The following is a 20,569-nucleotide window of genomic DNA, read 5'->3' as shown; positions in this document are numbered from 1 at the left end:
AAACCCTGTAGTTCGTCTAGAGTTCAATAGCCTGCCTAGTTCGTGGCAGGGTAGCAACGGAGCAGGTCTTGAAGATCGGTGAGCTGGCCAACACGACAGGCATTCAGGTGGAGACGATCCGTTTCTACGAGCGCGAAGGGCTGTTACCCCTGCCGCCGCGCACGAGCGGCAACTACCGGGTCTATGACACCGGGCACGTGGAGCGGCTGGCATTCATCCGGCACTGCCGCTCGCTGGACATGACGCTCGACGAGATCCGGGTGCTGCTGCACTACAAGGACGCGCCGCATGACAACTGCGGCGAGGTCAACGCGCTGCTGGACGAGCACATCGGCCATGTCGAGCGCCGCATCCAACAGCTGCGCACGCTGCAAAAGGAGCTCAAGGAATTGCGCCGGCTATGCAATCAGGGCCAGCCAGCCCGGGATTGCGGCATCCTCAATGAATTGGCCCAGGCGGCCAGCCAGACGGCAGAACCGGGGTCGCGGCCACACAGCCATGTCAAAGGCGCCCATCGGCACGGGGACGGGCCAGAGCCGCGTTGAGCGGCCCCGCATGAGTTCTCCCGGTCAGCCTCCTTCGTGGTAACTCGGCAGCGTCATGCAGCAGCGACTGTGCATGCAGTTCGATGCCAAAGCGGCATCGTGCAGCGGAAACTGGCGCAAAGGCTTAGATGGCGCGCTGGTTGACGCGCTTGGAGAGTTCTTCGGCGCTCTCCTTGCGCTCGCTGTAGCGGTCCACCAGGTACGGCGCGACGTCGCGGATGAGCAGCGTGAACTTGAACAGCTCCTCCATCACGTCCACCACCCGGTCGTAGAACGCCGAGGGCTTCATGCGGCCGTCCTCGGTGAACTCGTTGAAGGCCTTGGCCACCGAGCTCTGGTTGGGGATGGTGATCATGCGCATCCAGCGCCCGAGCACGCGCATCTGGTTGACGGCGTTGAAGGACTGGCTGCCCCCTGAGACTTCCATCACCGCCAGCGTCTTGCCCTGCGTCGGTCGCACCGCGCCGACCGACAGCGGTATCCAGTCGATCTGCGCCTTCATGATGCCGGTCATCGCGCCATGGCGCTCCGGCGAGCACCACACCATGCCCTCGGACCAGGCCGCGAGCTCCCGAAGCTCCTGGACCTTGGGATGCGTGTCCGGGGCGCCGTCAGGCAGCGGCAGCCCCGTGGGGTCGAATATGCGCACCTCGCCGCCCATGGCCTGCAGCAGCCGCGCCGCCTCGAACGTCAGCAGCCGGCTGTACGAGCGCTCGCGCAGCGAGCCGTAGAGCATCAGAAAGCGCGGCGCGTGGCGCGAGGGCTCGCGCACCTGCAACTGCTCGACAGTCGGCACGCGGAACAGCGAGGCGTCCAGTGCAGGAAACGTCTGGTCCAGCTCAGCCACGGCGCACCCCGCTGTCCTGCACCACTTCACCGTCTTCCTTCGTGAAGGGTGGCAGCTGGCCCACCGGCAGCAGCTCCAGCACCGCTTCGGACGGGCGGCACAGCTTGGCGCCCAGAGGCGTCACGACCAGCGGGCGGTTCATCAGGATGGGATGCTGCACGATGAAGTCGAGCAACTGCTCGTCGCTCCACTTGGGGTCGGCCAAGCCCAGCTCCGCGTACGGCGTGCCCTTCTCGCGCAGCAGCGCGCGCATACCCTGGCCCGTGGCCGCCACCAGCTCGCGCAGTTGCTCCTTGGTGGGCGGCGTCTTCAAGTACTCGACAACGGTCGGCTCGATGCCGGCATGGCGGATGAGCGCCAGCGTGTTGCGCGAGGTACCGCAGGCGGGGTTGTGGAAGATGGTGACGTCGGTCATGGGTCGATTCGATATTGGGGATGGGGCTGGCCGAACCGGGTCGCCTGTTGGAGTCCTACCGGTCTGGTTGGAACATGATGATGCCCATGCCAGCCAACGCCACGGCAACGCCGGCCAGGTCCCAGGCTGTCGGGCGGATCTGGTCAACGACCCACAGCCACAAGAGCGCCACGCCGATGTAGACACCGCCGTAGGCCGCGTAGACGCGTCCCGCAGCCGTGTCGTGCAGCGTGAGCAGCCATGCGAACAGTGCCAGGCTCGCGGCGGCAGGCAGCAGCAGCCAGGCGGTGCGCCCTTGCTTGAGCCACAGGTACGGCAGGTAGCAGCCGACGATCTCGGCCAGCGCCGTGGCGACGTACAGCAGGAACGTTTTCATGGGTCATTGTGCGCAGGCCGCCGATGCCTCAAGGGCCCCGGCGCCAGTCGGCACTGCACCCAAGAGGCCGGCAACAAGCTCCAGCGCGACGATGTCGATATGCCGCGCCTGTCATCAGGCCACCTCCGATGCGATGTACGCGCGGCATGAGCGCGAGGCGGACGCCAAGCCGCCTCGCGTGGAACGCATCTTTGGCCTCAGCCCCCGCGTGCACCGGCCTCGTACCAGCCCTTGCTCTGGTTGACGATGCGCACCACCAGCAGCATCACCGGTACCTCGATGAGCACGCCCACCACGGTGGCCAGGGCTGCCCCGGACTCGAAGCCGAAGAGGCTGATCGCCGCGGCCACCGCCAACTCGAAGAAGTTGCTGGCGCCAATGAGCGCCGAGGGACAGGCCACGCTGTGCGACTCGCCCACCTTGCGGTTGAGCCAGTACGCCAGCGCCGAGTTGAAGAAGACCTGGATCAGGATGGGCACGGCCAGCATGGCGATCACCAGCGGCTGCTTGAGGATCGCCTCGCCCTGGAAGGCAAAGAGCAACACCAGCGTGGCCAGCAGCGCGGTGATGGACCAGGGGCCGATCTTCGCCAGCGTGGCGTCGAAGGCGGCCTGGCCTTTTCTGAGCAGTGCCCGGCGCCAGAGCTGCGCCACGATCACCGGGATCACGATGTAGAGCACCACCGAGGTGATGAGCGTGTCCCAGGGCACGGTGATGGAGGACAGCCCGAGCAGCAGCGCCACGATGGGCGCGAAGGCGAACACCATGATGGTGTCGTTCAGTGCCACCTGCGACAGCGTGAACAGCGGGTGGCCGCCGGTGAGCCGGCTCCACACGAACACCATGGCCGTGCAGGGCGCCGCGGCCAGCAGAATCAGGCCCGCGATGTAGCTGTCGAGCTGCTCGGCGGGCAGGTACGGCGCGAAGAGGTGGCGCACGAAGATCCAGCCCAGCAGCGCCATCGAGAAGGGCTTCACGGCCCAGTTCACGAACAGCGTGACGCCGATGCCCTTCCAGTGCTGGCTCACCTGGTGCAGCGAGGTGAAATCCACCTTCAGCAGCATCGGGATGATCATGATCCAGATCAGCGCGCCCACGGGCAGGTTGACCTGGGCCACTTCCACGCGGCCGATGGCCTGGAACGGTCCGGGCAGCAGTTGCCCCAGCGCGATGCCGGCGACGATGCACAGAAAGACCCAGAGGGTGAGCCAGCGCTCGAAGACGCTCATGGGCGCCGGTGCGGCAGCCCGGGCCGCCTGCGCGGCCGGTACGGTTCGGGTGTTGTTCATGGTCGGTCTCTCACTCAGCTGCGGCCGATCTCGATGAGCGCGGCCTGCAGCGCGTCGCGGTCCATGGTCTGCAGCGGCAGCGCCAGCAGCTGCAGCATCCGGTAGCCGATGGCTTGGCGCGTGAGCTCGAAGGCGCGGCGCTTGCCCTCGTCGCCGCCCTCGGCATTGGACGGGTCGGGGTAGCCCCAGTGCACCTTCACGGGCTGGCCGTTGGCGCCGAAGAACACCGGGCAGGCCTCCGCCGCGGCGCTGTCGCACACGGTGATGACGATGGACAGCGCCGGCGCGCTGCCCGCCGAGAACTCGTCCCAGCTCTTGCTGCGGTAGGCACTGGTGTCGATGCCGGCGTTCTGCAGCGCTTCAAGAGCAAACGGGTTGATGCGCCCGCTCGGGGCGCTGCCGGCGCTGTGGGCGCGCACGTCACGGCCGAGCTTGGCGGCCAGGTGGTTGAGCATCCCTTCGCTCAGCACGCTGCGTGCGGAGTTGTGGGTGCACAGGATCAGTACGTGGGTGGTCATCGAAGAACCAGGCAGCTTGGAATGCGTCGGAAAAAAGCCGGCCCCGCAGCGAACAGCGCGGGGCCGAAGTGCGAGGCTCAGGCAGCGCCGGACTTGCCGATGCGCTCGATCTCGCGCTGCAGCGACATGCGGGCCAGCGACTGCAAGGGCAGCGCGAGCATCAGCTCGATACGGCGCTTGAGCACCGTGGCGGCATCCAGGAAGGCGCGGGCACGGACCTCATCAGGACCCTCGACCGTGGCCGGGTCGGCCACGCCCCAGTGCGCTGTCATGGGCTGGCCCGGCCACAGGGGACAGACCTCGCCGGCGGCCTTGTCGCAGACCGTGAAGACGAAGTCCATTTCGGGCGCACCGGCCGCAGCAAACTCGTTCCAGGACTTGCTGCGAAAGCCGTCGGTCGGGATGTGCCACTTGTGCAGCAGCGCCAAGGCCAGCGGGTTCACGGCACCGGCGGGATGACTGCCTGCGGAATAGGCGCGAAAGCGCCCGCGCCCGAAGTGGTTGAGCAGCCCCTCGGCCATGATCGAGCGTGCGGAGTTGCCCGTGCAGATGAACAGCGCGTTGTACACCTTGGTGTCCATGGCCGGCCTCTCAGCAGCAGGAGCTGGTGGAGGACTTCACCGGGATGCCGATTGGCTTGCCGCGCGGCGCGCAACTGGCGGCCGGCGCGGGCTCGGCAGCGGGCGTTGCCGGCGTGCAGCAGGCCCCGGTGTCGGCGCCTTCCCCCTCGCGGAACACGGGGATGCTGCCCAGGGTGTGGAAGTGCTCCCAGGCGATCCCCTGCGGGTCCGTGATCCAGTGCTTCTCGCTGCGCGCGTAACAGCAGGTGGTCGCCCCCTCGTCGAGCAGCGCCATGTCGGCGGCCTCGGCACGGGCTTTCATGGCGGCCAGTTCCTCCGGATCGTCCGTCTGGAAGCCCAGGTGATCGATGGCGCCGGCCTGGCCGCGCGTGGAGATGGCGAAGTTCACGGCCGGGTCGTCGAGCATCCACTTGGCGTAGTCGCTCTCGACACGCGCGGGCTCGGCGGCGAAGAGCCTGGAATAGAAGGCGATGCTCCTGGCCAGGTCATCGACGTGCAGGTGGACGTGAAAACGCTTCATTGAGCAGCTCTCCCGGTGGGTCTTGGAAATCAGCAGTTGGAACAGCCTTGCGCCGCCGGCACGCACTCCTGGGCACCCTGGCAGCAGTTCTCGGTGAGGTAGGCCAGCAGCGCGTTCATGTGCCCGAACGCGGCGCGGTAGATCAGGTTGCGGCCCTCGCGCTCCTGGCTCACCAGACCGGCGTTGGTGAGCTCCTTGAGGTGGAACGACAGCGTGGATGCCGGCAGCTGCAGCGCCTCGGCCATCGCACCGGGCGTCATGCCCGCATGGCCCGCGACCACCAGGCTGCGGAATATCTGCAGCCGTGCCGACTGGGCCAGCGCGGCAAGGGAGCGGACGACGTCTTTCTCTTCCATGATTCCATCATACTGGAATTGTTTTTGAAATGAGAACCCGAAGTCCCTTCGGTTGCCGCGACCACGGGGCGTGCCGACGACAGGCGGTGCGCAGCAACAGCCCCGTGCCGGCCGTCCTGCCTTGGAAATCGACCACGACTACGCGCTGGCCGGTTTCTCGTCGAGTTGCCCGAGCGCCTGGATGCCGACCGGCGGCTCCTGGCGCCAGGGCACGACGAATGTCCGCTGGGCCAGCGAGCTTGCGACCCGGCGCACTTGCTGCATCTCGCCGGCTATCCGGGCGGCCAGCACGGGCGAAGTGGTCCCCGAGGTCGCCAGGCTGCGGTTGACGACCCAGGCGAAGGGCTCGATGCGCGCGCGCTTCAGGTCCTCCTGCAGCGCAGCCGCTTCGGACACCGGCGTGGTCTCCGGCAGCGTGACCAGCACGATGCGGGTGTAGTCGGGGTCCTGCAGCCGCATCAGCGGCGTGACCACGCGCGTGCTGGCCGCGCCCTTGAAGTCGCGCAGCATCTGCCGGTGGTAGGCGCCCGTGGCATCCCACGGAGTCCGGCTCACCGCTGCGCACCGTGGGCGGCTCGGTGCCGCCAGCCAGCAGCGCGCGCAGGGCCGCCAGGCCAACCATGTCGAAGCCCCGCAGCGGCACGAGGCTTTGCCGCAGTCCCTGCAGGGCTTCGGGCAGGGCAGCGAGTGCCGCCTGCTGCTGGGACCACAGCGCCGCGGCCACCGCATCGTCGCCCGGTGCTTCCGTGAAGACACCGTTGACGACGAGCCACTGGTTCGCGAGTCCCAGCTCCACCAGTTCCGTACGGGTTCGCGCGGCCTCCTTCAGCGCCGGCGCGTCAGGCCGGGTCACCAGCACGACGCGCGTGCGCCGTGCATCCCCGAGCGCCGTCATCGCCTCGCGAAACCGCATCTCCTGCATCTTCAGCCCCGAGTGCGGCCCCAGGCACGAGGCGCCGCGGTCGTTGCCCTCCAGGAAACCGGTCCAGGCCTTGGGCAGGCTCAGCAGCCGCAGCGTGTGGCCGGTAGGGGCGGTATCGAAGATGACGTGGTCGAAGCCCTCGGCGTCGCCCGCGAGCAGCCCCACGAACTCGTCGAAGGCTGCGATCTCGGTGGTGCAGGCGCCGGAAAGCTGCTCGCGCACCTTGCCGCGCTGTACCTCGGTGCTCTCGAGGGCCATCTGCGCGATCACGCGCAGCCGGTAGGCCTCGGCCGCGGCTTCCGGGTCGATGTTGAGGGCCTGCAGCCCCGGCGCGCCGGCCACGTCTGTCGGCACGCGCCCCAGTGGCGTGGCGAGCATCTCGTCGAAGTTGGAGGCCGGGTCGGTGCTCACGAGCAGCACCCGCCGTCGCGCGTCCACCAGGGCCAGCGCGCAGGCACAGGCCAGCGAGGTCTTGCCCACGCCCCCCTTGCCGGTGAAGAAGAGAAAGCGCGGCGCAGCTTCGAGCAGCGCCAGGGGATCGTTCAGGGACATGGTGATGTTCTTGCGGTGAAGGACTGCGGCGTTCAGCGCCCGCAGCCCCGGGCAGTGTCGGGGCGGGCGGGGGCCAGGGCCGGGGAAGGCGAAGCCGGCGCACGCAGCAACATCAAGGCGCCGAAGGCGCACAGCCCCAGCGCGGCCGACAGCCACAGCGACGCGGCACCCCAGCCGTCCAGCGCCAGCCCGAACAGCAAGGGCGCGAGCGCCTGCACGCAGCGCGCGGGCATCATGATCCAGCCCTGGCGCGCGCCATAGCCGCGGGAGCCGAACAGCACCAGCGGCAGCGTTCCCATGGCGATGGTCAGGATGCCGTTGCCCGCGCCGTGCAGCAGCGCGAACACCGGCGCCATCGACGCGCCGGCCGTCAGCAAGATGGCAGCCCCCAGCGGATGCGCCAGGGCGGCCAGCCGGGCCGACAGCAGCGGGTGCACCTTGCGCAGCACGCTGAACTCGAAGATCCGTCCGGCCACCTGGGCCGGCCCCACCAGGGCGCCCACGCCGACCGCCACCGCGAGGCTGGCGCCGACGGCCTGCAGTATCCGCGGCAGGTGCGCCGCCATGGCGGTGCTCACGAACCAGACAGCGGCAAACGTGAAGGCCAGCAGCGCGGCGGTGAGCCCGGCGCGTGACCTCGGACTCGTGGCGCTGCAGCCAGGCCTGCACCGCGGCGTAGTCGTCGCGGGCGTCGAGCACACAGCTCTCCCGCGGGGCGCGGAAGCGCCCCTGCGAGCCGTCGAGCTCCTGCGGCAACGCGATGCGTTCCCACGGCTGCACGTCCGTGGGCGGCACCGCCACCAGCGTGCGGGCGCGCTCGGAGAGCCCGGGGTGCGCGGCGAAGAAGGCCTCCACTTGGCGTACGCCAGTGGCGCCCAGCCCGGGCACGGCCGTCCACCAGCGCCGGCAGCCGCGGCACGCGCAGCGTCTGTGCCGCCAGCGTCTCGATGCCCTCCGACTGCAGCGCGGCGGCGATGCGCGTGGGCAGCCAGTGCTCGACGCGGTCGCCGATGAGGGGCTGCGGCGGAGGCAACGTGCGCAACGGCGCTCCACGGCGAAGGTTTCGGCCAGGTCCGGCCGCTGGCGCGAGCGCGAGCGCGCCAAACGCTGCAGCTGGCGCCGGATGCTGCCGAGCACGCCGCGCGCCGATGCGCCATCAACCAGTGTTTGAGGCAGGTACTACTCGACCGCTTCGCGCGCCGACAGCCCCTTGTGCCAGGTGCACAGCGCCGCTACCGCGGCAGAGTCCATCAACTCCGCTATGCAATCAGCCCCGGCTTCACACATTCACGAGAAATCCGCTTACCGCGAACCGCCCTGTGCTCCAAAGACATGCTTCGAGGCTATCATTTGTCGTAACGTTTCTAACGTTTCGCAACAGGAGCCTGAATAAAGTACTTATTCAGGCAACCGAAGAAGCAGGGAACACCGATGCAAAAGGCCAACAGGCACCGTGGCCCTCTGCACCCCACGAAGTTCTGGCAGGGAGGTTGATCCGCTATGAAGCATGTAGATGGCGAAATCCTGCCACGGATCGCCTGCTTGAAAGCCGGGACTTTTTCACAACTGGCTTTTCATGCCGTATGCGCGAAGGCATCGCGCTCGGCGCACAAGCACTGACTTGAGGAAGAGAAACGACCGATGAGCAGGGCCCATGTCGATCACCGTGCCATCGCCCGGTTCGCCGAAGAACGGGTGAATCTTCCGCGTGACAAGGCTGACGAATACCGAGCGCAGGCCAGACGCCTACGCGAGAAGCTTGAAACCTATCTGGACGAGCACCCCAACTTCACGCTGCGCAGGATGATGTTGTCGGGTAGCTTGGCCAAGGGCACAGCTCTGCGCACGCTCAACGACATCGACGTGGCCGTGTACATCAGCGGCTCAGACGCGCCGCATGACGTCAAGCAGTTGCTGGAATACTTGGCCGAGCGGTTGCGCAAGGCATTCCCCAACTTTTCGCCGGACCAAGTCAAGCCGCAGACATACTCCGTCACCGTATCCTTCAAGGGTACCGGGCTGGACGTCGACGTCGTGCCGGTGCTGTATGCCGGTGATTCTGCGTGGCGAGGCAACCTCGTCAGCCAAGAGGACGGCTCTTTTCTAGAGACCAGCATCCCGTTGCATCTGGAGTTCATCCGCAAGCGCAAGCGCGCTCAGGAGACTCACTTTGCCCAGGTTGCGCGCCTGCTGAAGTTCTGGGCGCGCCGAATGAAGCAAGAGCGCGAGGGCTTTCGCTTCAAGTCCTTCATGGTCGAGCTCATCCTCGCGCACTTGACAGACCAGGGCCAGGACTTGTCGGACTACCCCGACGCAATGCAGGCGTTTTTCACCTACATCGCTCGTTCGAACCTGCGTCAGCGCATCGTCTTCACCGACCACTATCCCGTCTCCGACGTCGGCAAGTGTTTCGACGTTGTTCAGATCTTCGATCCGATCAATCCCACCAACAACGTTGCCAAGCTATACACGGCCGAGCAGGCCGACGCCATTGTCGATGCTGCGCTGGATGCGGGCGACGCTATCGACGCAGCACTGTCGGCGCCCACCAAGGAACTGACCGTGCGGTATTGGCAAAAGGTTCTCGGCTCGACCTTCCAAGGCTGAGGAGTCAAGCAGATGAGCTACAGCTTCACGGCCACGGAGGCCGCAACCTTTACCGTTGTGCATGCGCGTCACCTTGCCGCCAAGGTTAAGACCGACCTTAAACGCATGCAGCGGCTTTACGACAAACCCAGCGATGCGGACATCGACAGCTACGAATCTGAGGTCGTTGAACTCCTGCGTTGCGGTTACCTGGGTACGGTGATGTATGGCTTCAAGCGCAACGACCAGTGGATAGAGCCGACGTTGAGGTACACGGCGCAAGATCTCGCTGCTGGCGTCGATGCTGCAGACGACGACCCTGGCAAGGTGCGGCCCGGGGCTGATGTAGCGGGCGCTAGCTTCTATAGCTACCTCACTTACAGCGCGAAGTGGGACAGCCTGAACAGCCAGCAGCAGGCGGATTTCAAAGAAAGCTTGGCCGTGCAACGCACCGGTGCGCAGGCACCGAACGTGAACGGCTACTTTGTGACTGATAGAACTTACAGCTCTGGCGGCCGTTCTCTTGGCCGCGACAGCGTCAGGAGTTACGGATGACTCACGCGCAAACCCAGGGACTTTTCGAGCGCCCGGCCATGCTCCCCGACCCTGACGCGCGCATGCGTCTGGAACGTTTGGTCGGTATGGATGACAAGATCAAGCGCTTGGCCAACATGCTGGGTGTACTGATCAACCCGACAGGGCTGCAGAAGTGGGCCAATCAGCACCGCGCGACCGCGCTGGTCGATGTGGTCCTGCGTCGGCCGCCGCTGGTGGTGCTGGCTGGGGATGTCGGTTCCGGCAAGACTGAACTGGCCGAAACCGTTGGTGATTTGGTGGCCAGGCAAGAGGACATCGACATCACGCTGCTGCCGCTGAGCCTGTCTTCGCGCGGCCAAGGGCGTGTGGGTGAGATGACGCAGCTGATCAGTTCGGCCTTTGAGCATGCCTGCGCGCAGGCGGCCAAGTACAAGTCGACGAGCGGGGCAGCACGTGGCGGCGTCATCTTGCTGGTGGACGAAGCTGATGCGCTGGCGCAATCTCGCGAGACGCAGCAGATGCATCACGAGGACCGTGCAGGCGTCAACGCGTTCATCCGTGGCATCGATCGAATGGCCAACGGCCGCCTTCCTGCGGCCGTCATCATGTGCACGAACCGACTCACCGCGCTAGATCCGGCGGTGCGTCGGCGCGCGGCTGACGTCATGCACTTCGGCCGTCCAACTCGAGAGCAGCGTCGCCATCTGTTGGACAAGTGGCTCAGCAGCCTCTTATCCGGTCCGGACATCGATGCCCTGGCTGCCGCGACCGGCAATACAGCTGCCCGCAACCACGGGTTCACGTTCTCCGATTTGACGCAGCGCCTTCTTCCGGCCATCGTCCTTGATGCATATCCCGCGCGTGGGATTGACTCCGCACGGGCGTTGGAGATCGCACAGCATATGCATCCAACACCGCCGTTCGAGGAGCATAGGCCATGAGCGGCTGGTCACTGCCAGTTCTGCTGGCCAATCTGCATGACGACATTCAGCACCGGCTGCATATTGCGCGCAAGTCATTTGCCCATCCTGGGACGAAGGGGGACGCGAGCGAGGCTGTCTGGCTCGAGATGCTTGCCAAGTATCTTCCCGAACGCTACCGGGCTGACAAAGCATTCGTGGTCGATAGCAAGGGCACCTTCAGCGAGCAGATCGATGTCGTGGTCTACGACAGGCAGTATTCGCCGTTCATTTTCCAGTACGAGGGGCAGACGATTGTCCCGGCGGAGAGTGTCTACGCGGTTTTCGAGGCGAAGCAGACCATCAACGCGCAGCATGTAACGTATGCGCGGCAAAAGGTAGCGACGGTGCGGAGGCTGCACCGCACGAGCCTTCCGATACCGTATGCAAAGGGAATCTACCCACCAAAGCCGCTGATCCCTATCCTGGGCGGTATCCTGACGTTTGAGAGCGATTGGACGCCTTGCTGCGGCGACGCGTTGTGGAAGGCGTTAGGTGACGGCAACGTTGAAGTGGACCGCTTGGACATTGGGTGCGTGGCTGCGCACGGACACTTTGTTTGGGAGGCCGCGAATAGCAAGTACGAATTCACGCGCGAGGGCAAACCTGCGACCGCGTTTCTCTTCAAGTTGATTTCGATGCTGCAGTTCAGCGGCACGGTCCCGATGATCGACGTGAATGCATATGCGGATTGGCTGACGAAATAGGCACCCAGAAAGTATGCACCCAGCGTCGCGACGTGCGATTGCTACGCATACGGTAATTCATTTCGACATTGCCGCGGCGTCGATCCAGTCCGCATCGCTGTATCTCAGCAGCCGCGGTGCGCGCAATTGACGCTCAAGCGCCATCGCCACCAGCGGCGCCGTGAGCCAATCCCAGAAGTCGGCCAAAGACCAGTCGGCCGGGCGGCCTCGCGCACCAGTCCTGCCTGCAGCCGCGCATGGTGAACTCGGTCTACGCGCGACAGCCGCTGGCCGCCTCTGCCGCAATGTCGCCTATGTCAGGGCACGATAACCCGTAGTCCGCGCGCATGGGTCAGTGCAGGCCAGGTTTTCATGGCTTGGGTGCAGCAGCCGCCCTTGAGGACGCCTCGACCAACTTGGCAGCTGCAGGATCTGGAGGCTCAACGGTGATGTGCACTGTCGGGTCCAGACGGCAGGTTGCTTCTTGAATTGCCAACCAGTGCCGAAAAGGTACCACGCCAACTCTGAGAGGCTGGAGTCCAAGCTTCGTTTGAGCTGGACAAGCAATCAACTTCAAATGGCGACAGGCGGGGGATTCCAACAAGACGCCCAGGAGCGACGGATCCTGCCTCAAGGCTTGCTGGAGCGGCATCTCGTTGAGCAGCTTGGCGCGGCTGTCACCAGGCGCCAATTCGGCACAAATCCACTCGCCGATCGGCTCATTCATGGCAGACGCCATGCGCGACATGTTCAGAAAGTCAAAGCGCTCCAGCTCATCGGGCTTCATCACCGGACTGGGCCTTTTCTCAAGATTCACAATGAAATCGATCACCGTATATTGAAACCCGTTGCGCTGGGCATAATCACTCGCCGCCATGAATGCTTCTGGCTTGCTCTTGGCGCCATAAATGGCCGTCAACGCGCCCGGCACATGTTTGATCAATGGCACGGAGCAGGCCCACAAAGACAGTGATCTAGGCCGGAGTCCCGCGTAAAAAGCGACGGTCGAAAGTTCGATGGTAGGCATTGAGTAATCTCCACAATCTGGTTGCGCAGTGCTCGTGGGCAGCAAGTTAAACGCTGTTTGCTTCAGCCGTCATCGAAACTTTCACCATCGTTGTCCTTTATTCAGTCTGTGCGGAAAGCGTACCTGTGCTGGCTGGAATGCTCACGGCCGCTCCTCTTCGCTGTCAGTAAAAGTGAGGCGCATGCGCCGGCGCCGCTCCATCTCTGCCAGCAGCAGCCCACCCGCCATTTCCAACATCCGCTCCGCGGTCGAAGGCTTCCACCACTGCGCCGGCAGGGGCCAAAGCCGTGGCGGCTCCTTCGCCACCTCGTCTGGGTCGATGCTGCTGGCGGCGTAGCAGGCGGCGGCCACCGCGAGCTCTCCCTCGGTGTACTGGTCGTCGTGCTCCGGTGTCCAGCCCTCGACATCGAGCTGCCGCTGGCGCTCGGCCAGCACGTCGCGCACGGCGAGCAGCGGCTGCAACTGCGGGTCGGCATGAGCGGCGCTGCGCCGCTGGCGCGCGGCAGGCTTCAATGCGCCGCGCAGCAGCACCACCGCAAGGCGGCGCATGGCTTCGCCGGCTTCGTCATCCTGCAGCGCCAGCAAGGCCGTGCGTGCGGCCGTGTGCAGTCCGTCCCGGGCCTGCTGCTCGGCGCGGATTGCCTGCTCCCGTGAACGCACCTCGGCGTCGATGCGCGCGTGCGCTTCAGCCACGCTGCACGCTTGCGCGCAGGGCTCGTCGCACTCGGCATCGCATCCCGGGCATGGCCCTGTGTAGTCGCCATCGAAGGTCCACAAGGCCTTGAGCAGTGCACCGTCGCTGGGGTGGCGCACCTCGCGCTCGCCGGCCCAGTTGCACACGGCCTCGTACAGTGCTTCAAGGCGCTGCAACCGGTGTTTGTCGCCGTTGTCTCTCATGGTTGATTCTTCATCCATTGCTGGCTCCGGTTGAAAACAGATCGGTGCTTGGCAGTGCTGCGAGATAACAGGCGCTGGTGGAGCCAACGCGGCCCACCGTCAGCCCAATGGGCTGGCCGTTGACCGTCCAGACGGTTTCATCGCACCGCGCGTCGTAGCGGTAGGCAAGGGCTGCGGCGAGCCCGTGGCCAGCCCGCCGCAGTGCCTGCCGGAACTCTTGGTGAGACACCAAGCAGACTTGCGCAGAGCGGGTGCCCACGGCGTGCGCAGAATCGGTCAAGGCAGCATGCCGGGCGGGCAGTGCCTGCGATGCCGCGCACGGCGGCCGGAAAGCGCTGCACGCAGTCGTTGAAGTGGATGACGCCATTTCAGAGCCTTTCTATATCTGTGGAAGGCAAGGCGGACGCGGACACCAGCGGCAGATCCCGCGCGATGAAGGAATCAGGCTCGTCGGGCAGCGGCTCGCACACGGGGCAGACCCCGCGGCTGGAGCGCTCCACGGCCACGGTAGCGAGCAGCGCTGCGGTGCGCTCGGGCTGCTCGCGCTCGAAGGCCCTGCAGCCCATGGCCGCCGGCGCCAGCGTGCCGCCGCGGCGCTGCCAGTGCTGGCAACGGCAGCACTGGCCTGTGGCACCTGGGAGGCTGGCGTTCATGTTTCTTTTCTCCTGCCGGCCTGGTGCCCGGCTCCAGCAGCACCGGGCGCGGCGTGGGGATTGCTGAAGTCCTTGGTCGTGACTTGCCGTGCATGGATGCCGTAGCCGAAGCCAGCGAAGCACGACAGGCGGAAGAAGCCGCAGCGCGTGCGCTTGAGCTCGGCGTCGAACTTCTCGCGCGCTTCGTCGTCGTCTTGCGCATCAAAGTAGGAGCGGCCGGACTTCAGGCCTAAAGCCGCTTCCCAGCTGTGCCGGTTGTTATCCGTCTCCGGGCTGTCGGTGCCCCGGTATTTCTCGATGTAGTACATGGCGCTCCCCGGTGAAGAAGGTCAGGTCAGGCTGGCGCGTGGTCCTCGTGCGTCCCGGCCAGGGCACCAGGCGCGGGGATAGCGCGCAGCGCCCGCTCGCGCCAGCCGCCGGGGCGGGCGAATTCATGCTCGCCGATGCCGCCCGGGGCGGCCGCCTGCTCCACCAGCGCCAGCAGCGCGGCGTTGTGCTCCTGCAGGTCTTTCACCTGCTGCTGGGCTTCGCGCAGCTTGTCCTCGGTGCGCAGCAGCGAGCGCGACACGTCGTGCAGCTCTTGCCGCACGCTGGCAAGCAGCGGGGCCTTGAAGACCTCGGCTGCGATCTCGGCCGTGGTGGCCGCCGGCGGCGTGGCTTTCCAGGGATCGAGGCCACTCCAACCCGCGCGCCCCTCGGCGCAGGCCTGCGCCCGCATCGACAGCGCGGCGAGATCCAGGGTGCGCAGGGCCGCCGCGGCGAGATCGAACACGCCCGGGCTGCAGTCCGCCACCGCCATCCCGTAGCACTCGGCCATGCGGTACTTCGAGCAGCCGCGCCAGTCCGTGCCAGGCGTGAACGCGTTGAGCGCTTGGGCAATGTGCCGGGCGTCGATACCGCGCACGGCGGTCATGAACCTGTCGAAGCCGGCAAGTACAGGATCGGTGTTCATGGCTGCTCCAGGTGGTGGGTGATGGAGACAAGGGAAGGAGAGCCCAGCGCGATGCGGCCAAGCTCCATCGGGCTGAACTGCGCCAGCAGCGCACGCTCGGCCTCGGCCCGCTGGTGAAGATCGGTCAGGGTGTCCATGGTCAGCGTTCCGCGGTGCGCTGGAGGTCAGCCAGCTTGCTGAGGGCGTCGGCAGCGGCGCTTCGGTCGCCCGCTGCCAGGAGGCGGCGGGCTTCATCGCCAAAGCGGCGGAACTCGCGGCAGTCCTCCCAGCGCCCGACCTCGCCGCCCTTGCGGCGCGGTGCGCTGCCGGTGATGGCCGCAGGCAGCCACCCCGCGCGCCGCAGTGCCGTGTTCCTGGCGAACATGGCGGCACTGCCCAGGATCACGCGCAGGTGCTCCAGTGCCAGGAAGCGCACCGGCACCGCGCTCGATTCGAGCTCAGTTCGCATGCTGTTGCTCCTGCGATGGGCTGTGCTGAGGGGGCCGGTGTGGCGCCGGCCCCGCAGGCGTCAGGCCGCGATAGCGCCGGCTTGCTGGGCCAGGGCACGCACCGCCTCCCACGCACGCAGCTTCAGCCCCTCGCCGGCGCCGAACCATGCGCTGGTCATGCGCGTGTCGTCGCTGCGCCCGCGCTCGTGGTCCACGTAGTCGGTGACGGCGTTGAGAAGCGCCCACGCGCTGCGCGTGCCGCAGAGGTCGGCGCCGATCTGCGCGCCGCCGAACAGGTCCATCAGCCGCTTGTAGCTGCGGCTCGCGCGCACGTCGGACAGCGGCCGGCCCTTGGGCGCGGCCTGGACCGACAGCAGCAGGTCGGCCGCGAACTTGTCGGCCTGCGCCTCCGTCACGTCCACCTGGGCCAGCAGCCGCGCCTGCACCAGCCAGCGATCCCACGCGGTGAGCACGATGCCGAGTTGCTGGCGCACGGCGCCCGCGTCGAACTTCTTCATGTGCGGCACGCGCACGCACTGCACAACCGGGCCTTCCGTGGTGTCCTGCTCGGACTGCACACCAGTTTCAGAACCCGCGGCCATGGTCAGCGTGTTGTTGCAGACCACGCGGATTGCGGTGAACTTGGCGGTGGTGGCCATCGTGCCGTCATAGGAGGTCGCCAGCAGCAGATACGGGCGCACCGTGTCCTGCCCAACGACAGGCGCGCCGTCGTTCACACGCGCCAGCCCCCACACCCGCTTGCCGTGTGAAAGGGCGCCGGCCGTCTCCAGCACGAAGCCGCCGGCTTCCGCCAGCTTGCCGAAGAAGTCCAGCACCTCACCCGGTTGCACGACCTGATAGCCGCCGCTCACGACGCTGAGCGCGGCGCCCGTGTCGGAGCGATAGAGCACGTCCCGCCCTTCCATCGCCTCGTTGCGGTCGGCGGCGCCGGCATGGGCGCGCTGGAACAGGACGGGCGTGCGCTCCACGCTGTAGGCCAGCCCGGCTTCGCGGTGCCACGTTTCGAGATCGGCGCCGGCCGTCAGGCGCTGCCCCAGCTTGTGCCAGGGGGCCTCTCCGACGAAAGCGATAGCGGCGCGGCCGGTAGTGGTGTCGATCAAGTGAGCCATTTGGAAATCTCCAAGCAGAAAGTTGCGGATAGGACTCAGCAAAACTTCAGGCTGGCGTGTGATGTCTTGGCTGCTTCCATGGCTCAAATATAGGCCAAATGCCCATTAAAGACAGTTCAATATCGTTTGACTTGTAAGAGTTCACTGCTATTTATCATCGAGCCGACAGCATGCGATATATTTAGGCATCGGCTCTATCAAAAGCAAGGGCCGGCGCGCCGGGCGCTCTCCCGGCTGGTTCGCACCCTCATTGCCGGGCTCGTGTCCCGGCCTTTTTGGAGCAGCACATGGATCTCTCTGAACAAACTCAGATTGTCGAAGCGATCAAGCGGGTGCAAGGCCGGGAGATAACCGTATCTCTGAAGCACTTGTTCCGCGACGCCCTCAATGTCCGCCGCAAAACCCCGGCGCGCAGTGTCGAAGAGTTGGCGGCGCTGATCTACTCGCAGAGCCTGCTGCAAAACCTCATCGTGCGCGCCGAGTTCTCGGGCAAGAAGGCGTCCAAGCCCACCGGGCGCTATGGGGTCGTCGCCGGTGGCCGCCGCCTGGAAGCCCTGAACCTGCTTTTCACTCAGGGCAAGATCGACGCAGATTTTCCGGTGCGCTGCCTGGAGGTGTCGCAGGGCTGTTCACTTCTGCCAAGGATAATGGCGAGCTGGTAATGCAATGACGGCAAGTGGATGAAGACGTTGAAGGAATGCCTGGCGACGGTGAGCGACCCGCGCCGGGCACAAGGCAAGCGCTACGACCTCGTGCACGCACTGCTGTACTGCGTGCTGGCGGTGGCTTCCGGGGCGACGTCGTACCGCAAGATCCACCTGTTCATCGACACGCACTGGCAGCGGCTCAACGAGGTATTTGGCAGCGCTTGGAGGCGCGCGCCGGCCTACACCGGGATACGAAAGATCCTGCAGGGACTCGATGCGGCAGAGTTGGAGCAGGCAATGCGCTTGATGGCTGAGGAGCAACTGTGCGACGCACCCGAGGCGCCGGTGCAGCGTGCGCTCGTGGCGATGGACGGCAAGACGTTGCGCGGCAGCTTGGACCAGTTCGAGGATCGCAAGGCCGCTCAGGTGCTCAGCGCGCTGGCAGTCCATGAGCGCTTGGTGTTGGGGCACGTGCTCATCGAGGGCGAAGGCAAGGACCACGAGATTCCTGCCGTGCAACGGCTCATCGAAGAACTGGATTTGGCCGGGTGCATCTTCACGTTGGACGCGCTACACCTGCAAAAAAACAGTTGATCAGGTAACAGCTGCTGGGGCGCACTTGCTGTGCCAGCTCAAAGCCAACCAGCCCCGACTGCATAACGCCATGCACAAACACGCGCAGCAACGCCCGGCCGCCGACTGCGCCTATGACTGCGATGTCGGGCAGCGCAACCGAATCGAGCAGCGCGAGGTGCGGGTGTGGGCACTGCCCCCGGGCAGCGGCGTGGAGCCCTGGCACGACCACTTCCTTACCCTCATCGAGGTACGCCGCACCACCGAGGTGTTTGATACCGCCACAGCTCGCTTCGTCCCCCGCGCTCAGGCCCCGGCGTACTACCTCAGCACGCTCAGCAGCACCAAGGTGACCGCCCGTGAGTTCGCCCGCCTCGTACGCAAACACTGGAGCATCGAGAACAGCCTGCATCATGTGCTCGACACCACCATGGCTGAGGACGCCAGCCGCATCCGCCGCAATCCCGGCGTCTTCGCCTGTCTACGCCAACTCGCGCTGAACCTGCTGCGCGGCAACGGTGAGCGCAATATCTCCCAGGCCCTGTACCGCAATGCGCTCTCGCTCGACAAGGTGCTCAACTACGCAGGCATTTGGGAGAAGTGAACAGCCCTGGGAGGTGTCGCAAGAGGATGCGGTGTCGGTATCCCTGGCCGAAAACTGCGGGCGTGAACCTCTCCACGGCGCAGACCAGTTTGACGCTTTCGCTACCTTAATTGAATTGGGCAAGACGGTTGGGCAAATTGCCGACGCCTGGGGCATCAGCCCGCTTACAGTGGAGCGCCGGCTGAAACTTGCCAAGATCAGCCCGAAGCTCATGGCACTGTACCGGGACGACAAGATTGAGCTGGAACAGTTGATGGCTTTGACCCTTACTGACGATCATTCTTTGCAGGAACAGGTTTGGGAAGGCTCCTCGTCCTGGGAGCGGTCGGCGCACAACCTGCGCCGCAAACTGACCGAGCGCGATGTGCCGCTGAATAACCCGCTGGCGCAGTTCGTGGGCTTTGCCGCCTATGAGGCAGCAGGCGGGAATATTCGCCGCGATCTATTTTCCGACGATGAAAACTCGCCCGGCTATATGACGGAGTTGGCGCTGCTGGAGCGGCTGGCGCTGGAACGCCTGGAGCGCGAAGCCGAAGCCGTGCGCTCCGAAGGCTGCTGGCAGTGGGTCGAAGTCCGTACCAGCTTCAGCTACACCGACCGGCAGGCGTTCGACCACTGCCGCACGCTCGACGTGGGCCCGAGCGAGGAACAGCAGCAGCGGCTCGACGCCATCGAGGCGCTGGTGTCCGAGCTGGGCGACCAGATCGAGAACTTGGACCTCGGAGCCGACAGCGCGGCCATCGACGCGCTGGAAGCGCAGCAGCAGCGGGCCGAGGCCGAGCGCGAGGCGATTGAGCAGACCCTGCAGCAGATCGACCCGCGCGATCTGCCGCTGGCCGGTGCGGTGGTGTATGTCGATCAGCGCGGCGAACTGGCCGTGCTGCGGGGGTTGGTGCGCGTCGAGGACCGCAAGGCACAGGCTGCGCAAGGTGGGGCAGTGGCATCTGGCAGCGCCAGCACGGGCAGCGCCACCTCACCCAAGCCGCCCAAGGCCGAATTTTCGGAAAAGCTGCTGCGCCAGTTGTCGGCGCACCGGACAGCGGCGCTTCGCGCCATGCTAGCAGGTAACCCGAGCGTGGCGCTGCGCGTGCTGGCATGGCAGCTTGCATTGCGAACCGGCCTTGCATCCCTGTACGGCCGGGAAGACGATCCGGTCGAAATTCGTGCCGACGTGACGGATATGCGCAAGGAAGGTCCCGATCTGGCCGAGTGCCGCGCACAGCAGGAACTGGACGCTCACCGCCAGCGTTGGAGCGAGCGCCTGCCCCGCCAGGCGCAAGACCTGCTGGCTTGGCTGCTGAAGGCCAACGATTCGCAGGTGCTGGACCTGCTGGCCGTGTGCACCGCGTGCACGCTCAACGCGGTGCAAAGCCGCGAGGCGCCGCAGCCCATCGCGGACGCCATCGCCGCCGCCGTGGACCTCGACATGTCGCATTGGTGGATGGCCACCGGCGAGAACTACTTGAACTCGGTCCCCAAGGCCAAGGTCATCGAAGCGGTGCGCGAGGGCGCAGGCGCTGAGGCGGCGTCGGGTCTGGAAGGGCTGAAGAAGGGCGACGCCGTCGCGCTGGCCCAGCAGCGGCTGCAGGGCAAGCGGTGGCTGCCGCCCGTGCTGCGGGCCAAGGGCTGAAGCCGCGCCGGCCCCTGCTGCAAGACGGGGAGCTGGGCCGCCCGGAGATGCAGCCGGCCGCATAGCTCACCGCCTGCCGGCGCTGTCCAACGAGATCGATGTCACCGCACGCTTAAAGACGGGCAGCAACGCGCTCGAACAGCGCGTCGAAGTCTCGATGAATCGCTTGAGACCTCACTCCGTCTCTGGCCGCCACCGTGGCGCCAGAGGGCATCGTCAGCATAGCCTCCGCCCCTCCCGCACGTTCAGCGACATCGACCCGTTCGACACCCCGAAGCCACAGATATAATGGCGACAGGAACCGGGGGCGGATTTCTTAAAGAAACTTTATGCACTCGT

Annotated in this window: 25 protein-coding genes and 5 pseudogenes; 8 read left to right on the top strand and 22 right to left on the bottom strand. The window is 65.8% G+C overall.

Annotated elements, in window-relative coordinates; genetic code table 11:
* Nucleotides 1-68 precede the first annotated feature (68 nt).
* Nucleotides 69-545: a Cd(II)/Pb(II)-responsive transcriptional regulator gene (gene cadR / locus HHL10_RS18975; protein ID WP_169161960.1), complete on the top strand. Its 477-nt coding sequence runs from the start codon at nt 69-71 to the stop codon at nt 543-545.
* 124 nt (nt 546-669) lie between these two features.
* Here cadR and arsH read toward each other — a convergent pair whose 3' ends face one another.
* The 13 genes and pseudogenes from arsH to HHL10_RS31025 form a co-directional block, all read right to left on the bottom strand.
* Nucleotides 670-1,392, bottom strand: coding sequence for an arsenical resistance protein ArsH (gene arsH / locus HHL10_RS18970; protein ID WP_310734628.1), 723 nt, complete (start codon nt 1,390-1,392; stop codon nt 670-672).
* Nucleotides 1,385-1,807 carry an arsenate reductase (glutaredoxin) gene (arsC, locus tag HHL10_RS18965; RefSeq protein WP_169161959.1) on the bottom strand — a complete coding sequence of 141 codons (423 nt, stop codon included), beginning with the start codon at nt 1,805-1,807 and terminating at the stop codon, nt 1,385-1,387. Before arsC ends, arsH begins: the two co-directional genes overlap by 8 nt.
* Nucleotides 1,808-1,862: 55 nt before the next feature.
* Nucleotides 1,863-2,183: a YnfA family protein gene (locus HHL10_RS18960; protein ID WP_169161958.1), complete on the bottom strand. Its 321-nt coding sequence runs from the start codon at nt 2,181-2,183 to the stop codon at nt 1,863-1,865.
* Between the two features lie 197 nt (nt 2,184-2,380).
* Nucleotides 2,381-3,472, bottom strand: a complete 1,092-nt coding sequence (gene arsB / locus HHL10_RS18955) for an ACR3 family arsenite efflux transporter (protein WP_169161957.1) — start codon at nt 3,470-3,472, stop codon at nt 2,381-2,383.
* A gap of 14 nt (nt 3,473-3,486) precedes the next feature.
* Nucleotides 3,487-3,990, bottom strand: coding sequence for an arsenate reductase ArsC (locus tag HHL10_RS18950; RefSeq protein ID WP_169161956.1), 504 nt, complete (start codon nt 3,988-3,990; stop codon nt 3,487-3,489).
* 77 nt (nt 3,991-4,067) lie between these two features.
* Nucleotides 4,068-4,571: an arsenate reductase ArsC gene (locus HHL10_RS18945; RefSeq protein WP_169161955.1), complete on the bottom strand. Its 504-nt coding sequence runs from the start codon at nt 4,569-4,571 to the stop codon at nt 4,068-4,070.
* Between the two features lie 10 nt (nt 4,572-4,581).
* On the bottom strand, nt 4,582-5,091 hold the full coding sequence (locus tag HHL10_RS18940) for an ArsI/CadI family heavy metal resistance metalloenzyme (RefSeq protein ID WP_169161954.1): 510 nt from the start codon (nt 5,089-5,091) through the stop codon (nt 4,582-4,584).
* A gap of 29 nt (nt 5,092-5,120) precedes the next feature.
* Nucleotides 5,121-5,447, bottom strand: a complete 327-nt coding sequence (locus HHL10_RS18935) for an ArsR/SmtB family transcription factor (protein ID WP_169161953.1) — start codon at nt 5,445-5,447, stop codon at nt 5,121-5,123.
* A 138-nt stretch (nt 5,448-5,585) separates the two neighbouring features.
* A complete protein-coding gene (locus tag HHL10_RS31220; protein WP_310734629.1) occupies nt 5,586-5,906 on the bottom strand; it encodes an ArsA-related P-loop ATPase in 321 nt (106 codons plus the stop codon).
* A gap of 193 nt (nt 5,907-6,099) precedes the next feature.
* A pseudogene (locus HHL10_RS31215) lies at nt 6,100-6,819 on the bottom strand (TRC40/GET3/ArsA family transport-energizing ATPase); the annotation flags it as partial.
* A gap of 134 nt (nt 6,820-6,953) precedes the next feature.
* Nucleotides 6,954-7,547: pseudogene (locus HHL10_RS18925) on the bottom strand (MFS transporter); the annotation flags it as partial.
* A 166-nt stretch (nt 7,548-7,713) separates the two neighbouring features.
* Nucleotides 7,714-7,815 (bottom strand): annotated as a pseudogene (locus HHL10_RS31030) (hypothetical protein); the annotation flags it as partial.
* A gap of 76 nt (nt 7,816-7,891) precedes the next feature.
* Nucleotides 7,892-7,954 (bottom strand): annotated as a pseudogene (locus HHL10_RS31025) (hypothetical protein); the annotation flags it as partial.
* A 608-nt stretch (nt 7,955-8,562) separates the two neighbouring features.
* Here HHL10_RS31025 and HHL10_RS18915 point away from each other — a divergent pair.
* Genes HHL10_RS18915 through HHL10_RS18900 form a run of 4 tightly spaced genes read left to right on the top strand, consistent with a single transcriptional unit; the run spans nt 8,563 to nt 11,710 of the window.
* On the top strand, nt 8,563-9,528 hold the full coding sequence (locus tag HHL10_RS18915) for a CBASS oligonucleotide cyclase (protein WP_169161952.1): 966 nt from the start codon (nt 8,563-8,565) through the stop codon (nt 9,526-9,528).
* A gap of 12 nt (nt 9,529-9,540) precedes the next feature.
* Nucleotides 9,541-10,062 (top strand): HORMA-1 domain-containing protein, encoded by a 522-nt coding sequence (locus tag HHL10_RS18910; RefSeq protein ID WP_169161951.1) that lies wholly within the window; start codon nt 9,541-9,543, stop codon nt 10,060-10,062.
* Nucleotides 10,059-10,985: an AAA family ATPase gene (locus HHL10_RS18905; RefSeq protein ID WP_169161950.1), complete on the top strand. Its 927-nt coding sequence runs from the start codon at nt 10,059-10,061 to the stop codon at nt 10,983-10,985. The genes HHL10_RS18910 and HHL10_RS18905 overlap by 4 nt, the downstream gene beginning before the upstream one ends.
* Nucleotides 10,982-11,710, top strand: a complete 729-nt coding sequence (locus HHL10_RS18900; RefSeq protein WP_169161949.1) for a DUF6602 domain-containing protein — start codon at nt 10,982-10,984, stop codon at nt 11,708-11,710. The genes HHL10_RS18905 and HHL10_RS18900 overlap by 4 nt, the downstream gene beginning before the upstream one ends.
* 57 nt (nt 11,711-11,767) lie before the next feature.
* Here HHL10_RS18900 and HHL10_RS31020 read toward each other — a convergent pair whose 3' ends face one another.
* The 9 genes from HHL10_RS31020 to HHL10_RS18860 all read right to left on the bottom strand — a co-directional run bounded on the left by HHL10_RS31020 (nt 11,768) and on the right by HHL10_RS18860 (nt 16,776).
* Nucleotides 11,768-11,896 carry a hypothetical protein gene (locus HHL10_RS31020; RefSeq protein ID WP_259373262.1) on the bottom strand — a complete coding sequence of 43 codons (129 nt, stop codon included), beginning with the start codon at nt 11,894-11,896 and terminating at the stop codon, nt 11,768-11,770.
* 163 nt (nt 11,897-12,059) lie between these two features.
* Nucleotides 12,060-12,716, bottom strand: coding sequence for a hypothetical protein (locus HHL10_RS18895; protein ID WP_169161948.1), 657 nt, complete (start codon nt 12,714-12,716; stop codon nt 12,060-12,062).
* Between the two features lie 141 nt (nt 12,717-12,857).
* Entirely contained in the window at nt 12,858-13,613 is a 756-nt protein-coding gene (locus tag HHL10_RS30255) for a hypothetical protein (protein WP_205833117.1), read from the bottom strand.
* A gap of 368 nt (nt 13,614-13,981) precedes the next feature.
* Nucleotides 13,982-14,266, bottom strand: a complete 285-nt coding sequence (locus HHL10_RS18885; protein WP_169161947.1) for a hypothetical protein — start codon at nt 14,264-14,266, stop codon at nt 13,982-13,984.
* The gene (locus HHL10_RS18880; protein WP_169161946.1) at nt 14,263-14,574 is read right to left on the bottom strand and encodes a hypothetical protein; all 312 of its coding nucleotides are present in this window, start codon (nt 14,572-14,574) and stop codon (nt 14,263-14,265) included. Before HHL10_RS18880 ends, HHL10_RS18885 begins: the two co-directional genes overlap by 4 nt.
* 26 nt (nt 14,575-14,600) lie before the next feature.
* Entirely contained in the window at nt 14,601-15,218 is a 618-nt protein-coding gene (locus HHL10_RS18875) for a hypothetical protein (RefSeq protein WP_169161945.1), read from the bottom strand.
* Nucleotides 15,215-15,355 (bottom strand): hypothetical protein, encoded by a 141-nt coding sequence (locus tag HHL10_RS18870; protein WP_169161944.1) that lies wholly within the window; start codon nt 15,353-15,355, stop codon nt 15,215-15,217. The genes HHL10_RS18875 and HHL10_RS18870 overlap by 4 nt, the downstream gene beginning before the upstream one ends.
* Nucleotides 15,356-15,357: 2 nt before the next feature.
* Nucleotides 15,358-15,666: a hypothetical protein gene (locus tag HHL10_RS18865; protein ID WP_169161943.1), complete on the bottom strand. Its 309-nt coding sequence runs from the start codon at nt 15,664-15,666 to the stop codon at nt 15,358-15,360.
* A 60-nt stretch (nt 15,667-15,726) separates the two neighbouring features.
* Nucleotides 15,727-16,776, bottom strand: a complete 1,050-nt coding sequence (locus tag HHL10_RS18860; RefSeq protein ID WP_169161942.1) for a TIGR03299 family phage/plasmid-derived protein — start codon at nt 16,774-16,776, stop codon at nt 15,727-15,729.
* A gap of 287 nt (nt 16,777-17,063) precedes the next feature.
* Between HHL10_RS18860 and HHL10_RS18855 the strand changes: the two genes are divergently transcribed.
* The 3 genes and pseudogenes from HHL10_RS18855 (at nt 17,064) to HHL10_RS18840 (ending at nt 20,230) form a co-directional block, all read left to right on the top strand.
* Nucleotides 17,064-17,438 carry a ParB/Srx family N-terminal domain-containing protein gene (locus tag HHL10_RS18855; RefSeq protein WP_169161941.1) on the top strand — a complete coding sequence of 125 codons (375 nt, stop codon included), beginning with the start codon at nt 17,064-17,066 and terminating at the stop codon, nt 17,436-17,438.
* Nucleotides 17,439-17,483: 45 nt separating this feature from the next.
* Nucleotides 17,484-18,600: pseudogene (locus HHL10_RS31385) on the top strand (ISAs1 family transposase); the annotation flags it as partial.
* A gap of 31 nt (nt 18,601-18,631) precedes the next feature.
* Nucleotides 18,632-20,230, top strand: coding sequence for a ParB/RepB/Spo0J family partition protein (locus HHL10_RS18840; protein WP_169161939.1), 1,599 nt, complete (start codon nt 18,632-18,634; stop codon nt 20,228-20,230).
* Nucleotides 20,231-20,569: the final 339 nt, after the last annotated feature.

The organism is Azohydromonas caseinilytica, from assembly GCF_012927045.1.
Lineage (GTDB): Bacteria > Pseudomonadota > Gammaproteobacteria > Burkholderiales > Burkholderiaceae_C > Azohydromonas > Azohydromonas caseinilytica.
The sequence above is the reverse complement of the archived record's forward strand: the minus strand, read 5'-3'. Positions and strand labels throughout refer to the sequence as shown.